This is a genomic window from Gilliamella sp. ESL0250 (assembly GCF_013345045.1).
GTDB classification, from domain to species: Bacteria; Pseudomonadota; Gammaproteobacteria; order Enterobacterales; family Orbaceae; genus Gilliamella; species Gilliamella apicola_H.
Genome location: NZ_JAAEDV010000014.1, coordinates 49,980 through 75,389 on the forward strand (window position 1 = coordinate 49,980; position 25,410 = coordinate 75,389).

The following is a 25,410-nucleotide window of genomic DNA, read 5'->3' on the forward strand; positions in this document are numbered from 1 at the left end:
AACACTATCATTGTAATTGATATCATTATGGATATTATGAATTTTTATTCATATTTTTGATAAGTTCCACTACTAATAAAACGCTTTATATAAACCATACATAAAAATTTATAACCATTTGGTTTATAAAATTTTTCAAGTTAATTATAACTCTGCTAGCCTGTTACAAATTTATACTGAAACGCATACTTTTCTGAAAGTTTTTTACAAAATTATTTTAAAAAATCTTGATCTGTTAATACGCGTAATGGTTGCATATCGCTTTCGCCTTTTATCACTAATGTAGGATCTGAACGTAAACAAGTACCACCATAATGGCCACCAACCGTAAAAGTACATAACTGCAAATACCTTTCATCAACTTTAGGTAAACACCATAACTCTTGATAAATATTTTCTTGTTTAGCAAATTTGCCAAGTGTTTTATCGAGTATTTGCTCTTTACTGTTCACCAATTCAATATTACTGCCCCTTCGCCCTGCAATAGGTTTAATCGCATAACCTTTTTTTATTAAGTTATCGTTGAGTTCAAAAGTCGATTCTAATAAATAACGATGGTTAGGGAATAATGACCACAATACCGGCAAAATCGCCTTATTACTTGGAATAACGGTCCATAAAGGTTCAAAAACAGATACTTCAGGCCGTAAAAGCACATCAATTAATCTTACGGTATTATCAGGATGCCAAGTACGAATCGGCAAACCTGCAACTTGTGCTTCACTTTCTTGTCGAAGCTGTTCTAAAACAGTTTCCCAAGCCCATGTTTTCCAAACACAAGTGACTTGGCGATCTTCATCGTCCACTAACCGTCCACGTTTATCCCATCTCAGTCCACTTAGTCCGCGTAAAATTTTGCTATCTATTCCAGCCAAAGTCATAGCTTTTTGCATAAATAAAGCGTGATAATTTTCTTCACTATCATCATCACGCATAATATGTACAAATGCTTGCGCATCACTATGCTTCCAGCAATTAGCCAAAGCATTAAGTAAACCCTCACTCGGATTTGTTCCTACACTGATTCTTGCTTGTGTCGCCCAGTTTGCTAATATTTTCCCTGCTTCGGTATGACAAGAGGCCGAATCGGCATTATATTCATAGACTTTAAAGCCACGTTCATCCATACAAAAATCTAATCGTCCTGTAATCATTTGATAACGACGCTGTTGCCACGAAAGTCTTAATCTTGGCCATAATATTTCAGGAATATTAAAATTAAGCAATAGATTGTCATCCTTTAATACCTTGTCGGTGGCATGTAAATACATTAAATGTAATTCATTGGTAGCCCGAATTAATTCTTGCTCAGCACTTTCTGAAATAGTGAAATAACGATAATGATCATCATGGCTAATCGCATGACCTGCCGCTAATACATACGCATGTTCTAATGGATCTGATTCATCTAACCATTTTTTATCAAATTGACCTTCGTTTTTAATATGGGCACTATGAATTTGAAGTAAAGGCTGAGGAATTTTAGGTTGAGGTAAACTATACTCTGTCTTATCAGTTTGAATCATCCAACCTAAAATTTTCGTGTCATCGAACGTATCATGTAAATGATAACCTTCACTAGACACTGTCATTTTAAGTTCACGTGTCCATTGCTGTCCAATGGGTAAACGGGTATGTATTACATTTTGTTCAGCAACTCGGACTTTGTCTTCAAATACTTCAGTGATAATAGCTATATGGCCTGTTCTGTCAAATACACCACCATCATCCCATACCAACAAAGAGCCTGCTTCTGGCATTTTTTTGCTACCATTAGCAAATGCTTGCAAAGGTAAAATCGCCTCGTTAACAACTTGCCTTAAAAAACGTAGTGAAAAAATTTCGTGCGCCATTCCTACATCAGTAAAAACGATACCGTAATTTAAGAATAAAAAACGCCTTGCAAATTCAACGCATTGCCATTTATATCCCATATACTCATAGCCACAATAGCTACGAAATGATCCATCATTCGGGTATTGATTTCGATCTAATGTTTCATAATCAGAAGAATAAATAGCAACCCCGCCCGGTGCATAACCTAATAATGTGCCAAAAGGTTCTTTATTTTTGGATTTAGATGACATATTGTTTTAGCCTTATTGGTAAATAGTAAAAACGCTTATTTCACTATGTTAGAATTTTCTTATCATAGCTCAAAATATATACTTTAAAAAGCAATGTTTATTATTCGTTACTTGAAGAGTCATAAACAGCCTATATATAGTAATCATTCTTGATACCAATACATTGAACCTATTAACTGAGAAAAATAAGATTATGCAACCAACAAAATTAAATGAATTATTAGAGTTCCCATGTTCTTTTACTTACAAAGTAATGGGCGAAGCCAAACCTGAACTTGTTGACAAAGTGGTATCAGTCATTCAACGTCATGCTCCGGGTGATTATACGCCATCAATCAAACCGAGCAGTAAAGGCAATTATCATTCAGTTTCAATTACTATTAATGCCACGCATATTGATCAGATCGAAAATCTTTATAGAGAATTAGGCGAAATCGATATTGTAAGAATGGTTTTATAATACTTTACTTTTTTGCTAAAAATAGAGCCTTACTGTTATAGATAAGGCTTTTCATAAAAAATAAAATCAACATTCTACCTAAATATTTTTTCCTGAAGTATCTATCCCTGCTAAAACAAAAATGACTTGAAAAAAATCGAATAAAATTAGTGCGTTTTCTGAAGGTGTTTAGGCGATGTTTATCGTGGCTCAGCTTTTAGTTGATCGCTATATAAGCGGCAATATTAATCTATTTGAAATAAAAAGCGCAAGATAGTTAACACTACCTTGCGCTTTGTATAAATAACCAATTATCCTAAAATTTTAGCTAATTCTTTTGTTACTTCGGCAACAGGCTGCGTCCCATCTACATGGAAATAGTGTGTACGCCCTTCTTTTGCTTCATGCTGATAATAATTGATCAGTGGTTTAGTTAAATCGTGATATTCGACAAGGCGTTTACGCACAATATCTTCACTATCATCTTTACGAGTGGTTAATGGTTCACCTGTCACATCATCCACATTTTCAACTTTCGGTGGATTATGACGAATATGATAAACACGACCTGAAGCAGCATGAATACGGCGCCCACTCATACGATCAATAATGACAGCGTCTGGTACATCGAATTCAAGCACATAATCAACATTAATACCAGCTGCTTTCATAGCATCAGCCTGAGGAACAGTACGAGGAAAGCCATCTAATAAAAAGCCATTAGCACAATCGCTTTGCGCAATACGCTCTTTCACTAATGCAATAACAAGTTCATCAGTAACCAATTTACCTGCATCCATTAATTCTTTTGCTTGCAAACCAAGCGCTGTACCCGCTTTTACTGCTGCACGCAACATATCACCAGTTGAAATTTGGGGAATTCCATATTTTTGCATAATAAATTGTGCTTGGGTTCCCTTTCCTGCTCCTGGTGCGCCTAATAAAATAATTCGCATAAAATAACCTCTTATGGCTTTAATATAGATAATATCTTCTATTCTGGTAAATAATGAAATATCACCTTACTGCTGGAGATTAAACCATCAGTTGGGCAAATATAGTTCACCGACCCGCAGCCCTTAATCATCTGCACTTTTTGCAGACAAGTCGGGCAAATATATTGTTCAAAATAATGTTGCTTGCAATGAAGACAATTAAAATATTGAGGCGAAACAATACTCATTTTATGATGACACTTTGGGCAAAGACCTTCTTGTCCACCATCAACCACCTTCTTTTGAGACATAAATTATTTTCGACCTCTAACATGTTTCATCAATCGACGACGTTTGCGTTGCTGTGATGCGGTTAAACTATTTTTTCTCCCTTCAAATGGGTTTGTTCCTTCTTTAAACTGAATTCGAATTGGTGAACCCATAATTTTTAGCGAGCGTCTAAAATAGTTCATCAAGTAACGCTTATAGGAATCTGGTAAATCTTCAACTTGATTACCATGAATAACGACAATGGGTGGATTATAACCACCTGCGTGCGCATATTTTAATTTAACGCGGCGTCCTCGCACCAAAGGTGGTTGATGATCGTCTTGTGCCATTTGCATAATCTTAGTCAATAAGGCAGTGTTGACACGGCGCGTTGCACAATCATACGCTTCTTGAATGGAGTCAAATAAGTTACCAACACCACTACCATGCAAGGCAGAAATAAAATGTACACGAGCAAAATCAATAAAGTCTAACCTATCATCTAGTGTTGTTTTCACTTGCTCTTTGATATCTTGTGATAAACCATCCCATTTATTAACTGCTATAACAAGTGAGCGCCCACTATTAATAATAAAACCTAGTAATGATAAGTCTTGATCGGATATACCTTCACGGGCATCTATAACTAAAATGACAACATTAGCATCTTCAATGGCTTGTAAGGTTTTAATGACAGAAAATTTTTCAACGGTTTCGGTGACTTTTCCTCGCTTACGAACACCAGCGGTATCAATCAAGATATACTCACGTTCATCACGTGTCATTGGTATATAGATGCTATCACGCGTGGTGCCTGGCATATCATATACAACGACTCGTTCTTCACCTAAAATTCGATTAGTTAGTGTTGACTTACCTACATTTGGACGACCAACAATAGCAACTTTGATGGGTTGATTAATAAGGGATTGTGTTTCATCGACAAAATCATCGCAAGATTCAGTTAAGTCCTCAAATTGTTCTTTATTCTCAAAATCACTTTCTTCGTTATTATCAAACTGAAAAATAGGATCTAATACCGTTTCAATTAACGAGCTTACGCCTCGACCATGGCTAGCTGCAATGGGATGAATTTCGCCCAATCCTAATCCGTAAAAATCAGAAATTGCAGTATCCGCATCAATACCATCAATTTTATTAGCCACTAAAAAAGTGGCTTTTTGACGAGAGCGTAAATGCTTAGCAATAGCATGATCGGCAGGCATGGTACCAGCTCTGGCATCAACCAAGAAAAGAACAATATCAGCTTCTTCTATTGCTTGCAGGGATTGCTCAGCCATAAAACTTTCAACCCCATCTTCAGATCCATCAATACCGCCAGTATCAATCAAGATATATTCATGGCCCTTGATTTCTGCTCGTCCATATTTGCGATCACGAGTTAATCCAGGAAAGTCAGCCACTAAGGCATCTCGGGTTCGCGTTAACCGATTAAATAAAGTCGACTTTCCAACATTTGGACGACCAACAAGTGCTACTACAGGTACCATGTTTCTTCTCTAAATTACTTTAATTTTTTGTAAAAGCGTAAATATCACCATTTTTGGCTTGAACAATTAATTTATTGTCCACAACAATTGGTTTCGATATTAATCCACTACTGCTCACTTGAGTCTTAGCTGCAAGCTCTCCATTGTCAGCATTTAACCAATATAGGTAACCTTCAAAATCACCAAATACCACATAATTTTGGTAGATAACAGGATCGGTTAACTGACGATGTGTAAGATTTGATTGTGTCCAAAGCTCACCGCCACCATTCTTGGCAATAGCTTGAACATTGTCATTTTGGTCAACAACAAATAATCGATTAGTATCAACCGCAAAGCTATGAGTAGAACCAAGTCCTTTACGCCAAACAGTTTGACCATTACTCAAATCAAGCGCAACTAAACTGCCATTATAACCAACGGAATAAACTAAATTACCTTCAACTACAGGGGTTGAATCAACATCGTTTAATTTTGCAATTTCAGTAGAGCCTGATGGCTGTGAAATACGTTGCTGCCAAATTAATTGGCCGTCATTAATAAAGTAAGCATTTACTCGACCATTATCATCGCCAACAATAGCTGCACCATGAGCGATAGTCGGTGTAGAGTTGCCTCTTAGCGACAGTGCGGGAACGTCGAAAGAAACATCCCACAAATAATCACCTGTATCACGATTAAGACCTTGAAGAATGCCATTTGCAGTATGAATTATCAATTTGTCTTCAGAAGGTACTGGGCGAGCAAGCACTTCACCTTTTACGGTTTTTTCCCACACCACTTTACCATTGTTACGATCTAACGCATACACAACAGCGCGTTCACTACCTACGTAAACATATTTATCATCAGCACTTACACCACCTGAAAATAGTGCCGTTTTACTGCTAAAAAGCGTACTTTGCGATAAATTTACATCCCATAGAGTATGACCACTTACTAAATCAATTGCTTTAACTTGTCCACTACGACTTGCAACATAAATAGCATTATCATAATTGATCGGACCTAATAATGAATAAATATGAGTATTGCCAGCAGTGCTATTTCGCCATACTTGTTGAATAGGAAATTGATTATTCACTGCTGGTGAAGGTGAAATTTGAACAATCTCTTCTTCCCCACCGAATAAAGAGCACCCAGCAAGTGAAAACATAAAAACACCAGTAAAAAGATATTTTGATAACTTCATTGTATAGCTCCTTATAGCAGGATAAATTAATTTTTACTTTCTTCCGTTGCAGTTTTTTTTGCCTGAGCTTCTTGTTCTGCCTTTTCTTTAACTGCTTGAGCTTCTTGTTCAGCTTGTTGTTTTGCTTTTAAATATTCAGCTTGATTCAACTTCATTTTAATGTTTTCTTCTAAATCTTTGGTTGGATTAGAAGTTAAAGCAACGTTATAAGCGCTCACTGCATCAGCATAACGAGTCATTTTAACTAACACATCACCACGAAGATCATTAATTACAGGTCCCCAGCTTTCGCTAGTCACATGGCTTAACGATGTTAAACTGTCTTGATATTGACCTTGTTGGTACTGTAAACGCGCTATACGAATATTGGTAATTGCTTTGACTGGCTCTGAATCAGTTTTCTTTAAAGCATCGACTAATAATGTTTGCGCACCAGAATAATCTTTTAATACTTCAACATAAAATTTTGCAGCACGTAAATTAGCAAATACACTATAAATAGTATCGTTGTCTTTAGCAAAAGCGACTAATTCATTGACAGAATCTGGTTTATTATCATCTAATTGAGCTATTAACTGTTCATACTTATCTGACGATTCAATCGCCTTTTCAGCTTTATATGATTGCCAATAGCGCCAGCCGTAAAAGGCCAATAGCCCGATTACAAGAATCGCAACCATAATTTTCCACGTTTTAGCAAAAAAGCCTTTTATATCTTCAAGTTGTTCTTCACTTGATAACTGATGACTCACGTTTTTCTCCTATTACTTTACTTAATCGACAAGCAAGTTTGAACAACTTCTTTTTGTGCAACTTCAACTTGTTCGCCTGTTTGTAAATTTTTAATCATTACTGACTGATTAGCTAATTCATTTTCACCAATAATGACTGCTATTTTAGCACCTAACTTATCGGCTTTGGAAAATTGTTTCTTAAAATTACTACTACCGTAATTTGTCATGATTCGCCAATCCGGTAAGCCATCGCGCAACTGCTCTGCAATACGTTGTGCTGCTGAAATTGTTCTTTCATCACCAGAAGATATCATATACACATCAATCAAATTATCGCGATTAAACGATGGATTAACGGCTTGAACTAATAACACTAAACGCTCAACGCCCATTGCAAAACCCACTGCTGGTGTTGGTTGTCCACCTAGTTGGCTTACAAGCCCATCATAACGACCACCACCACAAACGGTACCTTGTGCACCTAAGCTACTTGTTACCCATTCAAAAACAGTTCGATTATAATAATCTAATCCACGAACTAACCTTTGATTAATATTGTATTTTACTCCAGCATTATCCAATAAGCGACATAACCCCTCAAAGTGCTGTTTAGATTCTTCATCTAAATAATCGAACAATTTTGGTGCTTGATTGAGTAGCTCTTGCACAAGTGGATTTTTTGAGTCAAGTACTCTTAATGGATTAGTATACATTCTACGTAAGCAGTCTTCATCCAATTTATCTTTATATTGTTCAAGAAAAGCAACTAATGCATTTCGATAATTGGCTCTAGCTTCAATCGAACCTATTGAATTTAGCTCAAGAGAGGTATGCTGTTCGATACCCAAAGCTTTCCAGAAACGTGCAGTTAAAAGGATAAGTTCAGCATCAATATTTGGTCCTTCAAGCCCAAAGACTTCAACACCAAATTGATGAAATTGGCGATAGCGCCCTTTTTGCGGTTTTTCATAACGGAAAGCAGGCCCTAAGTACCAAAGGCGCTGTTCTTGATTGTAAAAAAGACCATGTTCAATGCCAGCACGGACACAACCTGCGGTAATTTCGGGACGTAAAGTAATACTTTCATCATTACGGTCATTGAATGTGTACATCTCTTTTTCAACAATATCGGTCACTTCACCGACTGCTCGCTTAAATAGTGCAGTGTCTTCAACAATGGGCGTTCTAATTTCGTTATAGCCATAACTGTTTAATACACCTTTAACAATGTTTTCAATCTGTTGCCAACTTGCACTATCTGTTGGGAGTAAATCATTCATTCCTCGTATAGATTGGATCTTTCTCTCTGTCATTTATTTATTCGCTATCTAATAAAATTATAATTCAGTTGCTGTAATTCTGTTTTTCAATATTAATGCTTTAGCCCGAATTTTAGCTTCTAATTCATCAATCATTTTTTCATTATCAATACGGCCAATACGCACACCATCTTCATAAAAACCACTTTTGTTATGACCGCCAGCAACTCCCATGGTTGAAGCTAACGCTTCGCCCGGACCATTAACCACACAACCAATAATTGACACATCCATTGGTGTAATAATATCTTCTAATCGCTGCTCTAATGCATTGACGGTACTAATCACATCAAACTCTTGGCGAGAACAGGTTGGACAGGCAATAAAATTAATACCACGAGACCGTATACGCAGTGATTTTAAGATATCAAATCCAACTTTAACTTCTTCAGTAGGATCGGCAGCTAGGGATACTCGGAGTGTATCGCCAATCCCTTCTGATAGCAATAATCCTAATCCAATGGCCGATTTAATCGCACCACTGCGCACTCCACCCGCCTCAGTTATGCCCAAATGCAATGGCTGCTTAATTTGTTTAGCTAATAAACGATAAGCATCAACCGCAGTAAACACATCAGATGCTTTTACACTAACTTTAAACTGATCAAAATTAAGCCTGTCAAGTATATCAACATGACGCATCGCTGATTCAACAATCGCTTTTGGAGTAGGCTCACCATATTTTTCTTGAATATCTTTCTCAAGCGATCCCGAATTCACCCCAATACGTATTGGGATGTTTTTATCTTTCGCACAATCGACAACGGCACGAATTCTTGACTCATTGCCTATATTGCCGGGATTAATTCTTAAACAATCAACGCCATATTCTGCAACTTTTAAAGCAATACGATAATCAAAATGAATATCAGCAATCAGTGGAACTTTAGCTTGTTGTTTAATCAATTTAAACGCTTCGGCCGCATCCATTGTTGGAATAGAAACACGCACAATATCCACTCCAACACGTTCAAGTGCTTGAATTTGAGCTACCGTTTTTTCGACATCAGTAGTACGAGTATTTGTCATCGATTGAACAGTTATTGGGGCTCCGCCACCAATAGGAACATTGCCGATATAAATTCGGGTAGATTCTCGTCTAACGATGGGTGACTCCTGATGACTCATACACACTTAACCATATTACAAAATAACTAGCCCGCAATCTTAACAAGATTTAAGGCAAATGTCTGTATGAGAATAAGAAAATTTGCTAACTATTAACACGGGTAATAGGGGATGGAGAAATATAATGACTTACTTCAATAAGATTATTTTTATCGTCCTTATTAACATAGTATAAAGTTATACCAAGTGCACAAAGAAGAATAAATATACCGATTAAGATAAATGGAGCCTTTCCTTGTTTTTTTGTTATAAACGTGTGCGGTTGAATTTTTTTTTGTTGTGACTTAGATTGTTTGGTTAATTCATCGATATGAGGTTGATACTGATCAGCTGATAAGCCGACAATTTCTGCATAAGAACGAATATAACCTTTTACAAAAACAAGAGGGGCATGAGGTAACTGATTTTTTTCGATATCGTCAATCACAGTTTTACGAACATGAATTTTATTGGCAACATCATCCTGAGTTAATCCCATTCTTTCTCGTAAATCAGCAAGCATCACTCCTAATGAAATATTGTCCATTATCCCCTCATAAATTTAATACTAAACACTAGTTAATTTCATTCTCACACAATTTTACAATGAATCAATTTTTTTTGCATTAAACCATTGTGTTGGTTTTTCAATTTCATGTTGAGCTGCAACTAATTGTAATTCATATTCATCTTGTTTTAAGGTTTCAAGCATAACCGCATACACCGCCGAAGTAGTATGTTCTAGGGCTTCAACCAATGATTTTCCAAGTAAAATATTAGCTAAAAATAATCCACTTGTCATATCACCAACACCAACAGGTTGTCTTACGCCAAAATCAACTAATGGGCGATCAATATGCCATGCATCATCTTTAGTCACAAGTAACATTTCAAACCGATCAATTTTATATCCAGCTCGGCTTAAATGTTTAACTAAAATCGCTTTAGGTCCTTTTTTACATAATTCTCGACAAGCTAGAATAGCTTCTTCAACATTATTGACACGTTGTTTACCATTTAGCTCTTCAAGCTCCAAAATATTTGGTGCCATCATATCTGCCATAGGCAGCGCAGTATTGCATAAAAACTCTGATACACCAGGGGCAACAAAGCAACCTTTTTCAGGATGCCCCATTACAGGATCGCAAAAATAAATAGCATTAGGATTAACCGATTTTACTTTTTTAACAATCTCAATAATAGCATTGCCTTGCTCAGGAGATCCCATATAGCCACTTAATACCGCATCACAACGTTTTAGTTCATCAATTTCATGAATTCCATCAGCAATCTCAGTTAAATGAGATGCTGACATTACCGTTCCAGTCCATTGGCGATATTGAGTATGATTAGAAAATTGTACAGTATTTAAAGGCCAAACATTTACCCCTAATCGACGCATAGGAAATTCAGCAGCACTATTTCCTGCATGACCAAATACAACATGAGACTGAATCGATAAAATATTTTTCATGAAATTAGCTCCAAATTAATAAGCAATAATATTTTTTACCACGACGAAGCAAAGTATAACGATTAAAAAGCTTATCACTATCCGAAAAACGGTAATCTGTTGTTGTATTGCGTTCACCATTAATTGAAATGGCATTAGATTCAATCATCGTTCTTGCTTGACCTCTTGACGGTGCAAACTGCGCATTAACGATTGCTTGCTGTAAATCAACTTCACTTTCAACAACTAACGTTGGCATACCATCTTGGGCTAACTGCTCAAAATCAGCTTCAGACAAATCCGTCAACTTACCAGAAAATAAGCTTTCTGTAATACGTTTTGCAGCAATGAGTCCATCCTCACCATGAACTAGACGAGTAACTTGTTCCGCAAGTACATATTGAGCTCTTGGTGCAACACCACTATTTTTATCTTCTTCTTCCAAAGCGTCAATTTCATTTAACGGCATAAATGTAAAGAATTTTAAGAATCGATAAACATCCGCATCTGCAGTATTAATCCAGAATTGATAAAATTTATACGGACTTGTCTTTTTAGGATCCAGCCATACTGCACCACTTTCAGTTTTACCAAATTTAGTCCCATCTGATTTAGTAATTAATGGCACGGTCAGACCATAAACCTGTTTTTGATGTAAGCGGCGAGTCAAATCTATACCAGCGGTAATATTTCCCCACTGATCAGATCCACCTATTTGTAAGACAACGTCATGCGATTTATTCAAACAAGCAAAATCATATGACTGTAATAAACTATAAGAAAACTCAGTAAATGAGATCCCTACCTCGTCACGATCAATACGTTGCTTAACTGATTCTTTATTAATCATCGCATTAACCGAGAAATACTTACCAACATCACGTAAAAATGTCAGCACATTCATACCACTAAACCAATCGTAGTTATTGGCAACAATTGCCGCATTTTCACCACAATTAAAATCTAAAAATGGTGAAACTTGTTGTTTAATTTTTTCACTCCACTCAACAACTGTCTCTTCAGTATTGAGTTTTCGCTCAACGGCTTTAAAACTTGGATCACCAATTAATCCTGTTGCTCCACCGACTAAAGCTATAGGTTTATGTCCAGCTAATTGAAAGCGCTTTAAACAAAGCAACGGTACCAAATGTCCAAGATGCAAGCTATCGGCTGTTGGATCAAAACCACAATAAAGCGCAATAGGATTTTGTTCAATTTGTTCTATTAGTGCTTTTTCATCAGTAAGCTGCGCAATCAGTCCACGCTCTTGCAGTTGTTTGATCACATTTTTCGTCATATATTTTACCTATTAAATTTTATTACGTTTATATTCTACTTTAATGAAATTTATACTGTTTTATTATGATAACGTTTATACGCTTGTTTAAAATGATCTTCCACTATTTCATTAGGTTTTTTATCACATAAGCTAAACACGACAATCGCAATTGAAGCAAATAAAAACCCAGGAATGAGAGAGTATAGATTAAACCAATTAAAATTAATCCAAAGCAATACGGTTACAGCACCAATTATCATACCTGCTAATGCGCCATTACGTGTCATACGTGACCAAAATACCGAAAAAACAATAATTGGACCAAACGCTGCACCAAATCCAGCCCAAGCATGGCTAACTAAATCAAGTACGCTATTATTTGGATTAATGGCTAATAAAATCGCAATAACTGAAACTAATAACACCATTATACGCCCAACCCAAACAAGTTCTTTTTGTTTTGCTTTTGGTCTAAAAAAGGCGCGGTAGAAATCTTCCGTTATAGCGCTTGAACAGACTAATAGTTGGCAACTTAATGTGCTCATTACTGCCGCTAATATAGCTGCAAGCAATACACCAGCAATCCAAGGATTAAATAATAACTTTGAAAGCTCAATAAAAATGCGTTCATGTTTGCCGTTATTAACCAAATAGACAAATTCTGGATGATTAGAGAAAAAAGCAATACCAAAAAAGCCAACCGTAATGGCTCCAGCTAAACATAAAATCATCCAAGTCATACTAATTCGACGTGCATTTTTCATCACTTCATGGGAATCAGCTGCCATAAATCTGGCTAAAATATGTGGTTGACCAAAATAACCAAGTCCCCAACCTAACAATGAAATAATGGCGATAAAATCCATGTGAGCAAATAAATTGGTGTAATTAGGATTAAGCGATTCAATATATGCCATTGCATCAGAAAAGCCCCCAGCATTCACCATAACCATAATAGGGGTTAAAATAAGTGCAAACATCATTAAACTTGCTTGAATAGTATCAGTCCAGCTTACAGCTAAAAAACCACCAATAAAAGTATAAGCAATTGTTGCACCAGCACCTGCAAGCATTGCCCAACCATAACTCATACCAAATGTACTTTCGAATAATTTTGCGCCAGCAACCACACCGGATGCACAATAAATAGTAAAAAAGATAAGAATAATCACCGCAGAAATAATGCGAAGTAAAGAACTTTTATCATCAAATCGACGAGCAAAATAATCGGGTAATGTTAAAGAATTATGGTTGATTTCGGTAAAAACACGCAACCTTCCAGCAATCAGTAACCAATTGAGATACGCGCCAATTATCAAACCAATGGCAATCCAACTTTGTGATATACCAAACAAGAAAACCGCGCCAGGTAGTCCCATTAATAACCAACCACTCATGTCTGAAGCACCCGCTGAAAGTGCTGTGACAACACTACCAATACGGCGTCCACCTAGAATATAATCACCAAAGTTTTGCGTTGCACGAAACGCAAAAAAACCAATCGCAATCATCCCTAAAATGTACACAGCAAAGGTGACAATCATTGGTAACGACATTTTTATAACAAACCTTGTATTATGAAATTAAAAATAGTGGGCTAGCTTATCACAAAAAGCCCATGCTAAAAAGCAGACGATTTATGTATTTGAGTGAATACAAATTAGATAAGATTGTTATTTGGTAAAATTACAATCTACATATATCATTGATAGCCAAAACTAAAACGTCTATAAAAACTAAATTTAACTTACAGATAAACTGCAAATACAGTATATAATATCAAACAAACTATTTGGGGATATTAATTATTTTGTGAAACAATCAACTCGAATTCAAATTTTAGACAGGCTAAAAGATCATATTAAAGATCCAACCACCGAGCTTATATACCAAACGCCATTTGAATTACTTATTGCTGTTGTTCTATCGGCTCAAGCAACCGATGTAAGTGTCAACAAAGCAACAAAACCGCTTTTTGCTGTAGCCAATACAGCACAGCAAATTTTAGCACTTGGCGTTGATCAATTAAAAAGTTATATTCGTACCATTGGGCTTTACAATAGTAAAGCTGAAAACATTATAAAAACATGTCAAATTTTAGTTGATAAATATCAAGGCGAAGTACCAGAAAATTTTGATTCACTTATTGAGTTACCGGGTGTGGGTCGTAAAACAGCCAATGTTGTGTTAAATACGGCGTTCGGGTGGCCGACCATTGCTGTTGATACGCATATATTTAGAGTAAGTAACCGTACAGGTTTTGCACCAGGTAAAACTGTCGAAGCAGTTGAAGAAAAATTGCTGAAGGTCGTACCGAAAGAATATAAAATAAATTGCCACCATTGGCTAATATTACACGGTCGTTATACCTGCATTGCCAGAAAGCCTAGATGCGGTTCTTGTGTTATAGAAGATTTGTGTGAATTTAAAGAAAAAGTTTACCCAGAGTGAAAATTAATGCCAAATAAATTTAATTTAGACCAAGATGACATAAACTTGTTTCAAAATAGTATTGGTAACACCAAAAAGCTAAAACAGGATACTGTTATTCATAAACCGGTGAAACGCTCCAAAAAAATAATGGAAAAACAAAAACTACAGCATGAAAAAACGCATGCTGAGTTTTATTTTTCCGATAATTATCAACCTCTATTGCAACAAGATCCTATCAGCTATAATCGAGAAAATGCCGATCCCTATGAAGTAAAAAAATTACGCCGAGGATTTTATGAGCCAGAGTTTTTTTTAGATTTACATGGACTCACTCAGCAAGAAGCTAAAAAAGAGATTGCAGCGCTTATCGCCGCATGTTTACGTGAAAGAGCTCATTGCGCATGTATCATGTATGGACATGGAAAGAATATCTTAAAAAAACAAACGCCAATGTGGCTTGCACAACACCCTCGCATTATGTGTTTTCACCAAGCACCCAAAGAGTTTGGCGGCAGCGCAGCATTACTCATTTTATTTGACATCAACAATGAATTAGCAAATAACTAGTACTTGAAAATAAAATAGTTATGAATCACCCAAAAATAAAAAAGCCAGCTTAGCGATGCTAGTCTGGCAAACATTGGAAGCAATGTGAGCAATGTCATACTTTTTCAGAAGCTGTTTAGTGCTCTAACAAAGTACATTATAATGATAATGATTCTCATTACTAAAAGCAAGTATTTTTTGGCCTTTCCTAAATTAGACGAAAATAAATACCTGACTCACTTATTTCATAAAACTGTTTTTATATTCAACTCTTTAAAAAATAACAAAAATAAGCAGAAGATTGCCTTTCTGCTTTTATAAAACGATTTTATACAATAGCTAAATTCAGATAAAAAGACCGTAATAATGACTATTTTTGATAAATAAACTCTACGCCCTCTTCATCACTTTCATCCCAATCATCAAAATCATCGTCATCATCAAAAGCTTCATCCATTGCTTGTTGATGATAATCATCCCACATAAATTCAACTTTTTCGGGTGATGATTCTTCTTGTTCGGCTTCGCGTGGATGGGCATTGATATATTCCATTAATTCCCAGCATAACGCTTTTACGCCTTCTTGATTAATGGCAGAAATAACATAATATTTATCCTGCCAGTCAAGCGCCTTAGCAATTTCAGCCGCACGTTTAGCACTCTCCTCAGGCCCTAATACATCCATTTTATTAAATACTAACCAGCGCGGTTTATTCGCTAATTTTTCGCTATATTGCTGAACTTCTTGAATAATTACTTTAGCGTTTTCTATCGGATCTGATTCATCTACTGGTGCCATATCAATTAAATGAACTAAAACACGACAACGCTCAAGGTGTTTTAAAAAACGAATGCCCAATCCTGCACCATCTGATGCACCCTCTATCAAACCAGGGATATCAGCAACAACAAAACTTTGCTCATTATCCATTCGAACAACACCCAAACTAGGTACTAAGGTCGTAAATGGATAATCGGCAACTTTCGGTTTAGCGGCCGAAACTGCACGAATAAATGTTGACTTACCGGCATTAGGTAAACCTAACATGCCAACATCAGCAAGCAATAATAGTTCTAATAATACATCGCGTTTTTCACCTGGAGTACCATCGGTTTTTTGTCTTGGAGCACGATTCACTGAAGATTTAAAACGCGCATTACCCAAACCGTGAAAGCCACCTTTGGCAACTAACACTTTTTGTTGATGATGCGTTAAATCACCAATAATTTCGCCTGTATATTTATCCGTGATACGTGTTCCCACAGGCACTTTAACAGTAATATCTCGACCGCGTTTTCCCGTACAATCAGAACCTTGTCCATTTTGACCTCTTTCTGCGCGATAATTTTTTTCAAACTGGAAATCAACAAGTGTATTTAAATTCTCATCAGCAATAAAAAAGACATCACCACCATCACCACCGTCGCCACCATCAGGGCCACCTTTGGGTATATACTTTTCTCTGCGAAAACCGACACAACCGTTTCCACCATCTCCTGCTTCAACTCGAATTGATGCTTCATCAACAAATTTCATTATTCTTCCCCTTTATTGCGGTTAATTAGCCAGCCTTTTCTTGGATGCCAAAGATAATGCCCAATGGTCGCAAACATTGCGCCCGCAACAACAGACACGGCGCCAATATAACCTAAAATATTTAAATACTGCATAGCAAACTTTTCAGGCCAAATCAATGCAAACAAATCTGAAAAGATCAGTGCAAATAATGGTGTTAAGGTTGTTATAGCACTCACTTGTGCGGCTTGCCACCGTTCCATTGCCATCACTAACGCACCGTAAGCAATAATGGTATTCAAACCACAAAATATGATAGCAAACAGTTGCGTTGCATCAGCATTGGCTATTTTACTTGGTGAAGTAAAAGGCAACAAAAATACAGTACAAATAAGATAGATTAACCAAAGTAATTGTTCTGCACGTAATTTTCGTAATAGCACTTTTTGGGCAAGCGCATAGCAAGCCCACGATACCGAAGCCAATAAGCCAAGCCAAACACCAATACCATACGCAGACATATTAGAAAAAAGGTCAACAATATTTTTATTAAAAAATAGTGCAAGCCCTGTGAGTAATACTAAGATACCAATAATCTGAGTCGGTCTTAGTCGCTCTTTAAAAATAAAAGCACTTGAAATCATAAATATCACAATGCCAGTTTGCCCAACCACCTGCGCTGTTGTGGCAGAAAGATACTGAACAGCACTTGCAAATAATGCAAAATTACCCAACAATCCAAATCCAGCAATCATCAATAAAATAAAACGACGACGTTTTTTAAACATCATTAAATTCGGGAATTGCTTTTTGTAAGCCAGCCAGATAGTAATACCAAGCGCTGAAATAGCCAATCGTGACCAAGCTAATGTTAATGGATCAACAACGACTAGTGCATATTTCATTGCAATTGGCACAATGCCCCACATCACTGCAGTTAACATGGCAAGTGCAAAACCTAATTTAACATTTTGCTGTTTTATCATATCGCCATCAATTTATATGAATTTCAAGAAATGAAAAAAGCCCCACAATAACTGTGAGGCTTCTATAACTTTTGAACCGCTTTTAAATTAGCTATTAGCAACTACACTAACATAACGACGGTTTTTAGGTCCTTTAACTTCAAACTTTACTTGTCCATCAATTAAGGCAAATAGAGTATGGTCACGACCACAACCTACATTAGTACCTGGGTGGAATTGAGTTCCACGTTGACGAACTAAAATATTACCAGCAAGAACTTCTTGACTACCATAACGTTTAACACCTAAACGTTTACTTTGGGAATCACGACCATTACGTGATGAACCACCAGCCTTCTTATGTGCCATTGTTCGATACTCCTATTAAGCGATTGCAGTGATCTTCACATCAGTGAACCACTGACGGTGACCTTGTTGTTTACGATAGTGTTTACGACGGCGGAATTTAACAATTTTCACTTTGTCACCACGACCGTGCTCAACAATTTCTGCTTTAATTGTTGCACCTTCAACAAACGGAGCACCAACTTTGATGTCTTCACCATTTGCTACCATTAAAACTTTATCGAAAACAACTTCTGCACCTGTTTCGACTTCAATTTTTTCCAAGCGAACGACTTGTCCTTCGCTAACTCGGTGTTGTTTACCACCACTTTGGAAAACTGCGTACATACTTAACTCCGCAATAAAAAGCAGACGATTACTTGATTAAACATATATGTCTGCGCGATTAATCTTATAGGGCGTGAATTTTACGCAAAATTTATCCTTGTTGCAAGCGCTGTTTACCAAAAGATCGCAAAAAGTGACAAAAAAAATCAGAGGTATACTCTTTTCAGGCTACAATAATTATAAATTGCTATTTATCTGAAATAAAATTATAAAATAATGTTGAGTTTTTTATGTCGAAAAGAAAAATTGGCTACAGTGCATCAATTATTAATCATTTAACACTATTAATGTTTTTTTTAGGCACTATTGCTTTAATCGCCTTATCGTTTTCAATTCAGGTAGCTAATGATGCAAAAGGTGGGGCATATATGGTTAATCAATTAGGTTTACTAAGAATGAAAAACTACCAACTGCTTACCATGATTCCTCTCAACAAAAAAGAGTATGACCACTTGAACATTTTTATGGATATATCTTCATCCAAGCAGCATCTCATGCTCTTAAAACGCTACGGCTTAATGAATGAATTTAATCGGTTAGAAACTGATTGGCAAACTCGACTTACAACTAAAATAAAGCAAGCACAAAAAATGGATGATATAAAAAGTGACATTGAAAATTATGTTATTCGTATTAATGATTTAGTACATAAAATTGATCAAAATACCGAGAAAAAGATTCAACATATTTCTCAAATACAACAATTATTTATTGTTATCATTGCTCTATTTCTTATCGCTCAGATCTACTATTTACGTTACTGTCTTCTTGCTCCATGGAAAAAACTAATTGATATGGCCGAAGCTATTTCGAATCACAATTTTAAAGCGCGTTTTGATATTAGAGCCAAAAAGAATGAATTTGATCTATTAGGGCAGGCCTTCAATAAAATGTTAACTCAGATCGAGTCACAATATCTATTGCTAGAACAACAAGTTGCTGAAAAAACTGCTAAATTACAACAAACCAATAAGATCGTTTCCTTTCAATATCAAGCAACCAAGCAACTACATACTTCAGAACCATTATGTGAACGTTTTTTAAAAATATTACGCAAGCTAGAGGAATTAGTCCCACTAACCCAATTTCAACTTCGCTTTTATGAATCAGAAGATCCTAAGCATTATCAACAAATCAGTTATGATAATGAGCAAAAATTACCCTATTGCCAAAATCCCACTTGCAGAGCATGTTTGATCTCATCAAAACCTGATCAAAAAAATGGTTTTCAACGTCATTGGTATCTTCAAGAGAACGACGAAAAATATGGGATATTATTCGCTTTACAGTCAGAAGAGGTCATATTAACCGATGAGCAAGAAAACTTAATTATGGGATTGATTGAGCAAATGACCACTGCAATGAAGCTAGAAAGAAAAATAGAACAACAAAAGCAATATTTATTAATGAAAGAACGCTCAGCAATGGCCAGAGAGCTACATGACTCCATCGCTCAATCGCTATCTTGTTTAAAAATACACCTTAGCTGCTTACAAATGCAGTCAGATTTAACATCTCAAAACAGTATTGATTTATTAGCAACTATGCGCAAAGAGATCAATATCACCTATTCTCAGTTAAGAGAGCTAATTACCTCTTTTCACTTACGCCTTAATCAAACTGGCTTTTATGCAAGCTTAGTAGAATTAATTGAAGAATTTAATCAAAAATTACAACTCAACATTCAGTTTGAATACCATTTACCATTAAATATTATCAATAGTAAATATGCATTTCATTTATTACAGATTATTCGAGAAGGACTTAATAATATATACAAGCATGCTAAAGCCACACATGTCATTGTAAGTTTAAAAATTGATGACAATCAAATTATCTCTATTTGCATAAAAGACAATGGCATTGGCTTACAAAATGATATTAAACAAGAAAATCATTATGGTTTGATCATTATGCGTGATAGAGTTGAAACACTAAATGGTAATTTAACAATAGATAGCCTCCCCAACAAAGGGACACAAATTATGGTAACATTTAAAGCCAATAAAACCATTCCATTTAAGGCAATAAAAGAGTAAAAAATGGAACAAATAAATAGCTCAATACTTCTTATTGATGATCACCCAATGTTAAGAAATGGCGTAAAACAGTTAATCAATACTGTCAACCATTTTGAAATTGTTGGTGAGACTGGCTCTGGAATAGATGGCGTTAAACTAGCAGAAGAGCTTGATCCCGATATTATTCTGCTTGATATCAATATGCAAGATGTTAATGGACTAGAAATATTACGCTATTTACGAAAAAGAAACATCTCTAGCCGTATAATTATATTTACGGTATCAGATGCGAAAGAAGATATTATCACCGCACTAAAAACTGGTGCTGATGGCTATTTATTAAAGGATATGGAGCCCGAAGACTTTTTAACATCACTAAAGGATATTTCGGTTGGCAAGCTCATTATGGATAATGCTATTTCACATATTATCCTCAATTACATGCGTCATAACAAAGAGCCAACCACAAAGCAAATACATGATGTCAGCTTATTAACACCAAGAGAAAATGAAATCTTTAATTTATTAGTCCAAGGATTATCGAACAAACTGATCGCCAAAGAGCTTGGTATCGTAGAAAGCACAGTCAAAGTACATATCAAAAGTATATTCAAAAAACTTAATTTTAAATCCCGAATGGAAATGACCGTATGGTATCTACAAAGTAAGGAATAATCTTATCCACTGAAAAATAAAAATAGATAAATCTTTATGCGTTACCTTTAATAGGGCAAAACGATGTATAACACCAAATCTTCTTGTTCGGCGATTTGGTAAATAACATTATTTATTCAACAAAATAGCAAGCATCACAAAAAATGAAACAGGGCATTGAAAACTAGAAAGGTACGATAACTTATAATAGAATTGCACAAACAAATAGTCGCTATTTATAGCCATAAAACACACAAAATCTGAAATAGGAATGTTTGAAATGCCAATATTGATTAATGCTTATTCTACAGTCACTCATCCACCAGCCATTGATTTCCCTTGTGAACGTTTATATCATCGCGGATTAGATGATTCTGAATTGATGAAACACCTTGATGGTTTTATCGGTTATGTCATGCAAGCGGGAGATGGGCAGATGAATTCACATCGTTATGCTTTGTATCGCCATATCCAACGAGTTAAACATCAATTTGCCTTTGAGATTGAAGAAGATAATTTCAGTGAGTTTACCACTTGGGGCTGGCAGGCAAATGCCATTATATTAATGCCGGATGGAACTATTCGTAATCCTGATGGAGAAGTATTGCAATATCCTGATGGTGATATTGATTTAGATGCAGTTATCCCTTACCCACCAGAAGCATTAAAGCGCAAAACAAAAACTGAGCAGTATTTAGCCAAATTAGGATTGCATACGCCGACACATTTACCACCGGTTATTGCTGAATCCGAAGTAATACTTAGAACACCTGAAGAAGTAGCTAAACGTGCTTTAGCGATAATGTTAACAGGCATTCAAGCCGAAAGCTTTCGAGAAAATGATCCGATTAATCCGATGGAATTTAAAGAGCGTTGCCCAACGGGGTTTGCGGCTTTATCAAATAATGAACGTGACTTTATTTATAGCGGGCAGCCAACAGAGCAAGATGTGATCGATATGTCTTGGAAATACGAAGCACTATTACCTTTACAATGGGCGATCAATTGGCAATCTGAGCTCCCTTTTGCTGATACTATCTGTAATGTTTCATCGTTAGTTGACGAAGGAATGCAACATAGTGAGCAAGACATTTCTACAGTGACCTTAAGACCTGTTAGTGAATTGTTAGATGCCTTAGATTTACACTACCGCTTACATTGGATAACCACAGATTTTCGAATGAAAGATAAGCACCCCCCCGCATCGATTATAAGTGATGTTATTCAAGAGCGCCATTATGCATTAAATTGGTTAACTTGCTTTGAAAATGCGGATTGGGATGATGTCGATACACCGACCTGATATTAGGCATTTGCATAAAGTTGACATCGTATTTGTATTAAATTAATAAATACGATGTCAATATTTTACATATTAACTATTGCAAAACCATTAAATCGCATAAAACGGTTTCGAGTAAAATGCGTAATGAGTTTTGAGCGGTTTCTTTAAATCATGAAGTGTAAAAACTCGACGTTTTTCGAAACATGATAAAAAACAAGAAAAAATAGCATTTAAAAAAATCGCATAGATGATAAAATAACCACACTTTAAATAAACAAATACATTAATTTTTCAGTTTTTTAATACTTTCTAAAGGAATTTAGGTCGATATGGTGGTGCTCGTTGTTAGTCGCATTGTTTTAGTAATTAATCATTATTTCCTTTTATTTGATGGATCAAGTGGTTGTTTTGCATTACCAGTTTTATCATATGATGGTAGGAACGGATTATGTTAGATATTCCACTAGGCTAACTGGCGCACCATCACCGCAACCTCATCTATGCCGCTATATGCGGTGCTCTCTAACGTCAGTGATGCGCAAGCCGTTAAAAACTACTATATTGCCGATGGCTCGCAAACGCCTTATGGCCTTTATACCGGCACCCCTTACGAACACTGGTTTTCAGTGATGCCCATGCTAGTTAGACTTGATGAGCACAGCCCTTTTTTAGATTGGGTAAACAACACCGAATACAAAGACTGGGGTTGGCTGGCACGCTCTCATTTACCCTTCGAGGCCATCTGTGCCCATTTACGTAGCTTAACCCAAGCCATAATGCCAGATGGCGAAGCAGTGTTTTTTCGCTACTGGTATGGCGAATACCTGTCAATTATGCTTGATTACTTTGCCGATAGCTGGCAAGACGTGCTGCCTGCCTTTGCCTTTTATTGGATTAATCACCAATCTCATGTGGTGCAGGTGCCGCAAAAGCTATTAGAACAATTATCTGCAACCAAACCAGAGCTTCTAGTTAACCATATTTTACAATTATTACAAGAAAATTATTTGGATATTTACACCGCCTTTCCTCGTCAAGTATTAGAAACAAAAATAATTCATCTTTTATCGTTACCATCAAAAAAACAAAACGTATTTGATTTTATATTGCAGCAGTTGGTTCAAGAAAAAAAGGAAACTTAACATGGACAATAATAAAAATAAATTTTTCAGTGAGGTTAACAATGCACTCCCGCCATTATACGTAGGCGCGGAAGGAATACCAAATGCACAGGACCAATTTGCCCGCTTATCAATTATTGATTTTCTTGCTGCAAAAGATGAAGACCCTCAATTTTATATTAAAAGAGCCAATATTTTATTAACTGAATTAAAAAATTGTTTATCTACATTTTCAAAGGAAACACAAGACGAATATAAAGCAAGGATGAATCGATGGGGCGCATCGAATGTTATTCCTTATATTGATATTAAAGAAAAATTATTGAGCAATAAACGCTCAACACAAGTTGTTAATATCAATAAGCCCTATTGTGCCAAATGTGCGAATAAAGGAAAAGTCAAAATCAGTTATAATATGGAGGGACTTAACAACGAAAAAGTCATTTTAAGTCAAGTTAAAATTCAATTAATCCCTTATCAAACCAAATATTTTGCTCCCTCTGCTACCATGGTCAATGTACCGCCGGCTAAAATAGAAGAGAATATCCGCCTTTCTGAAGCTGAAAAACAAGAGTATATCATTACACTTGATGAAAACGGTGAAGCAGAGCTGGACTGGTCAGACGAAAAATTTGCTAAATATTCAGAATATCATATCGTGGTGTTGCCCGTCGAAAAAGGCGATGTCAACAATTGGTTACAAGCCTATCAAATGATTATCGATGAGTTGCATCAAAATTTACAAGAAAACTGGAACAATGAAATATTGCCAGAATGGGAATCCTATTCTAAATTAAAGATTGCAGAACAATATAAGTTATTATCTCAATGGTGGAATGTCGGGCTGGTAACGGGGGTTGATGAAGAATTAGAAAAATATAAAAAAGCGTTAGGAAAACTTAAAGAATGGGATTTTCGTGGCTGGCTTGATGAGTCATTAAAAGACCGAGTGATAAGTGATGAATCCACTCTAACCCTATTACAAGACGAAGTTCGGTTTTATATTGCCGCTTATTATGCTCAAAGCTGGATGGCGATGCTGCCTCCTGATTATAAAATGGTATTTTCTGGTAAAGTGTATTCAGCCATGATGATGTCGATAATTGAATGGGTTGCCGAATTCATTGTTGAAGCATTGATTTCTAAAGGTCTTATTGCAGCATTAAGCAAATCAGTTAGCGCTATAAATGGTGGTAGCCGATTTATTAGCTCAATGACCAAAATGAGCGATAGCTTAAAGCAAGGTATGAAAGCAATCAAACCCAATATGGCTATCTTGGGGGGAATGGTATTAATGCAGTTAAGCATATCAAATCAGCAAGTCAACATATTCAATTATCCTCACGTTTGAAGTTATGGATACAAATAGTTGAGAAAAAATTGCCAATATAAAATCAAAATTGCCTCAGCTTGCTAATAAAAAAGGAACTACTCGCAATGCGCCTGTCAGTGCCGACCTGATATCGATGGTAACGGGGAAAGAGCAACTCACCATTCATGATGGTGAATTTAAAGTGTAACTATCCCCTAAAATAGTACAGCAAAAAAGTAGAAAATTCTCTATGATAAAAGTAAAGGAGATTTAATTATGAAAAAAATGACTGAACATCAAATCGTCGCTATTTTAAAAGAAGCTGAAGCGGGTATTCCCGTTAAAGAACTGTGCCGTAAATATGGCATGGGTAATTCAACTTTCTATAAATGGCGGGAAAAATACGGTGGTATGGAAACTTCGGATATCAAACGCTTAAAGGAGCTGGAGGCCGAAAACCGCAAGCTTAAGCAGATGTTTGCCGAACTGAGCTTAAAATCCCAGCTTCAGGAAGAAATTATAAAAAAGCTTTAGTGCC

At 36.1% G+C, this 25,410-nt stretch carries 24 protein-coding genes and 1 pseudogene; 9 read left to right on the forward strand and 16 right to left on the reverse strand.

Going from position 1 to position 25,410, the window contains the following annotated elements:
• Positions 1-212: 212 nt before the first annotated feature.
• Positions 213-2,087, reverse strand: a complete 1,875-nt coding sequence (gss, locus tag GYY69_RS10815; protein ID WP_174797683.1) for a bifunctional glutathionylspermidine amidase/synthase — start codon at positions 2,085-2,087, stop codon at positions 213-215.
• A gap of 193 nt (positions 2,088-2,280) precedes the next feature.
• Here gss and ybeD point away from each other — a divergent pair, with 193 nt between their 5' ends.
• Entirely contained in the window at positions 2,281-2,547 is a 267-nt protein-coding gene (gene ybeD / locus GYY69_RS10820) for a DUF493 family protein YbeD (protein WP_174797684.1), read from the forward strand.
• Between the two features lie 290 nt (positions 2,548-2,837).
• Here the strand turns inward: ybeD and adk are convergent, their stop codons facing one another.
• The 11 genes from adk to putP all read right to left on the reverse strand — a co-directional run bounded on the left by adk (position 2,838) and on the right by putP (position 13,888).
• Entirely contained in the window at positions 2,838-3,482 is a 645-nt protein-coding gene (gene adk, locus GYY69_RS10825) for an adenylate kinase (RefSeq protein WP_174797685.1), read from the reverse strand.
• A gap of 38 nt (positions 3,483-3,520) precedes the next feature.
• Positions 3,521-3,772, reverse strand: a complete 252-nt coding sequence (locus GYY69_RS10830; protein WP_174797686.1) for a YfgJ family double zinc ribbon protein — start codon at positions 3,770-3,772, stop codon at positions 3,521-3,523.
• 3 nt (positions 3,773-3,775) lie between these two features.
• Positions 3,776-5,242, reverse strand: a complete 1,467-nt coding sequence (gene der, locus GYY69_RS10835) for a ribosome biogenesis GTPase Der (RefSeq protein WP_174797687.1) — start codon at positions 5,240-5,242, stop codon at positions 3,776-3,778.
• Between the two features lie 19 nt (positions 5,243-5,261).
• The gene (gene bamB, locus GYY69_RS10840) at positions 5,262-6,434 is read right to left on the reverse strand and encodes an outer membrane protein assembly factor BamB (protein ID WP_174797688.1); all 1,173 of its coding nucleotides are present in this window, start codon (positions 6,432-6,434) and stop codon (positions 5,262-5,264) included.
• A 26-nt stretch (positions 6,435-6,460) separates the two neighbouring features.
• A complete protein-coding gene (locus tag GYY69_RS10845; RefSeq protein WP_174797689.1) occupies positions 6,461-7,186 on the reverse strand; it encodes a tetratricopeptide repeat protein in 726 nt (241 codons plus the stop codon).
• 17 nt (positions 7,187-7,203) lie between these two features.
• Positions 7,204-8,481: a histidine--tRNA ligase gene (gene hisS, locus GYY69_RS10850; RefSeq protein ID WP_174797690.1), complete on the reverse strand. Its 1,278-nt coding sequence runs from the start codon at positions 8,479-8,481 to the stop codon at positions 7,204-7,206.
• Positions 8,482-8,505: 24 nt separating this feature from the next.
• The gene (gene ispG / locus GYY69_RS10855; RefSeq protein ID WP_174797691.1) at positions 8,506-9,615 is read right to left on the reverse strand and encodes a flavodoxin-dependent (E)-4-hydroxy-3-methylbut-2-enyl-diphosphate synthase; all 1,110 of its coding nucleotides are present in this window, start codon (positions 9,613-9,615) and stop codon (positions 8,506-8,508) included.
• 85 nt (positions 9,616-9,700) lie between these two features.
• On the reverse strand, positions 9,701-10,141 hold the full coding sequence (locus tag GYY69_RS10860; RefSeq protein ID WP_174797692.1) for a helix-turn-helix domain-containing protein: 441 nt from the start codon (positions 10,139-10,141) through the stop codon (positions 9,701-9,703).
• Between the two features lie 54 nt (positions 10,142-10,195).
• Positions 10,196-11,068, reverse strand: a complete 873-nt coding sequence (gene pdxY / locus GYY69_RS10865) for a pyridoxal kinase PdxY (protein ID WP_174797693.1) — start codon at positions 11,066-11,068, stop codon at positions 10,196-10,198.
• Positions 11,069-11,072: 4 nt separating this feature from the next.
• A complete protein-coding gene (gene tyrS, locus GYY69_RS10870) occupies positions 11,073-12,344 on the reverse strand; it encodes a tyrosine--tRNA ligase (protein WP_174797694.1) in 1,272 nt (423 codons plus the stop codon).
• A 50-nt stretch (positions 12,345-12,394) separates the two neighbouring features.
• The gene (putP, locus tag GYY69_RS10875; RefSeq protein WP_446718902.1) at positions 12,395-13,888 is read right to left on the reverse strand and encodes a sodium/proline symporter PutP; all 1,494 of its coding nucleotides are present in this window, start codon (positions 13,886-13,888) and stop codon (positions 12,395-12,397) included.
• A gap of 250 nt (positions 13,889-14,138) precedes the next feature.
• Between putP and nth the strand changes: the two genes are divergently transcribed.
• Positions 14,139-14,777, forward strand: a complete 639-nt coding sequence (gene nth / locus GYY69_RS10880; RefSeq protein WP_174797696.1) for an endonuclease III — start codon at positions 14,139-14,141, stop codon at positions 14,775-14,777.
• 6 nt (positions 14,778-14,783) lie between these two features.
• Positions 14,784-15,326 carry an endonuclease SmrB gene (gene smrB, locus GYY69_RS10885; protein WP_174797697.1) on the forward strand — a complete coding sequence of 181 codons (543 nt, stop codon included), beginning with the start codon at positions 14,784-14,786 and terminating at the stop codon, positions 15,324-15,326.
• A gap of 349 nt (positions 15,327-15,675) precedes the next feature.
• Here the strand turns inward: smrB and cgtA are convergent, their stop codons facing one another.
• The 4 genes from cgtA to rplU all read right to left on the reverse strand — a co-directional run bounded on the left by cgtA (position 15,676) and on the right by rplU (position 18,479).
• Entirely contained in the window at positions 15,676-16,842 is a 1,167-nt protein-coding gene (gene cgtA / locus GYY69_RS10890) for an Obg family GTPase CgtA (protein ID WP_174797698.1), read from the reverse strand.
• Positions 16,842-17,807 carry a DMT family transporter gene (locus GYY69_RS10895; RefSeq protein ID WP_174797699.1) on the reverse strand — a complete coding sequence of 322 codons (966 nt, stop codon included), beginning with the start codon at positions 17,805-17,807 and terminating at the stop codon, positions 16,842-16,844. Before GYY69_RS10895 ends, cgtA begins: the two co-directional genes overlap by 1 nt.
• An 87-nt stretch (positions 17,808-17,894) precedes the next feature.
• Positions 17,895-18,155 carry a 50S ribosomal protein L27 gene (gene rpmA, locus GYY69_RS10900; RefSeq protein WP_034915250.1) on the reverse strand — a complete coding sequence of 87 codons (261 nt, stop codon included), beginning with the start codon at positions 18,153-18,155 and terminating at the stop codon, positions 17,895-17,897.
• A 15-nt stretch (positions 18,156-18,170) separates the two neighbouring features.
• On the reverse strand, positions 18,171-18,479 hold the full coding sequence (rplU, locus tag GYY69_RS10905) for a 50S ribosomal protein L21 (protein WP_025314436.1): 309 nt from the start codon (positions 18,477-18,479) through the stop codon (positions 18,171-18,173).
• 230 nt (positions 18,480-18,709) lie between these two features.
• On the opposite strand from rplU, the gene narX reads away from it, so the two are divergent.
• From narX to GYY69_RS10935, 6 genes and pseudogenes are all read left to right on the forward strand, one after another.
• Positions 18,710-20,518, forward strand: a complete 1,809-nt coding sequence (narX, locus tag GYY69_RS10910; protein WP_174797700.1) for a nitrate/nitrite two-component system sensor histidine kinase NarX — start codon at positions 18,710-18,712, stop codon at positions 20,516-20,518.
• A gap of 3 nt (positions 20,519-20,521) precedes the next feature.
• Positions 20,522-21,175, forward strand: coding sequence for a two-component system response regulator NarL (gene narL / locus GYY69_RS10915; RefSeq protein ID WP_174797701.1), 654 nt, complete (start codon positions 20,522-20,524; stop codon positions 21,173-21,175).
• 259 nt (positions 21,176-21,434) lie between these two features.
• Positions 21,435-22,457 carry a DUF4272 domain-containing protein gene (locus GYY69_RS10920; protein WP_174797702.1) on the forward strand — a complete coding sequence of 341 codons (1,023 nt, stop codon included), beginning with the start codon at positions 21,435-21,437 and terminating at the stop codon, positions 22,455-22,457.
• Positions 22,458-22,939: 482 nt separating this feature from the next.
• Positions 22,940-23,581, forward strand: a complete 642-nt coding sequence (locus GYY69_RS10925) for a DUF4123 domain-containing protein (protein ID WP_174797703.1) — start codon at positions 22,940-22,942, stop codon at positions 23,579-23,581.
• A gap of 1 nt (position 23,582) precedes the next feature.
• Positions 23,583-24,911, forward strand: a complete 1,329-nt coding sequence (locus tag GYY69_RS10930) for a hypothetical protein (protein WP_174797704.1) — start codon at positions 23,583-23,585, stop codon at positions 24,909-24,911.
• 237 nt (positions 24,912-25,148) lie between these two features.
• Positions 25,149-25,400, forward strand: a pseudogene (locus GYY69_RS10935) (transposase); the annotation flags it as partial.
• Positions 25,401-25,410 lie beyond the last annotated feature (10 nt).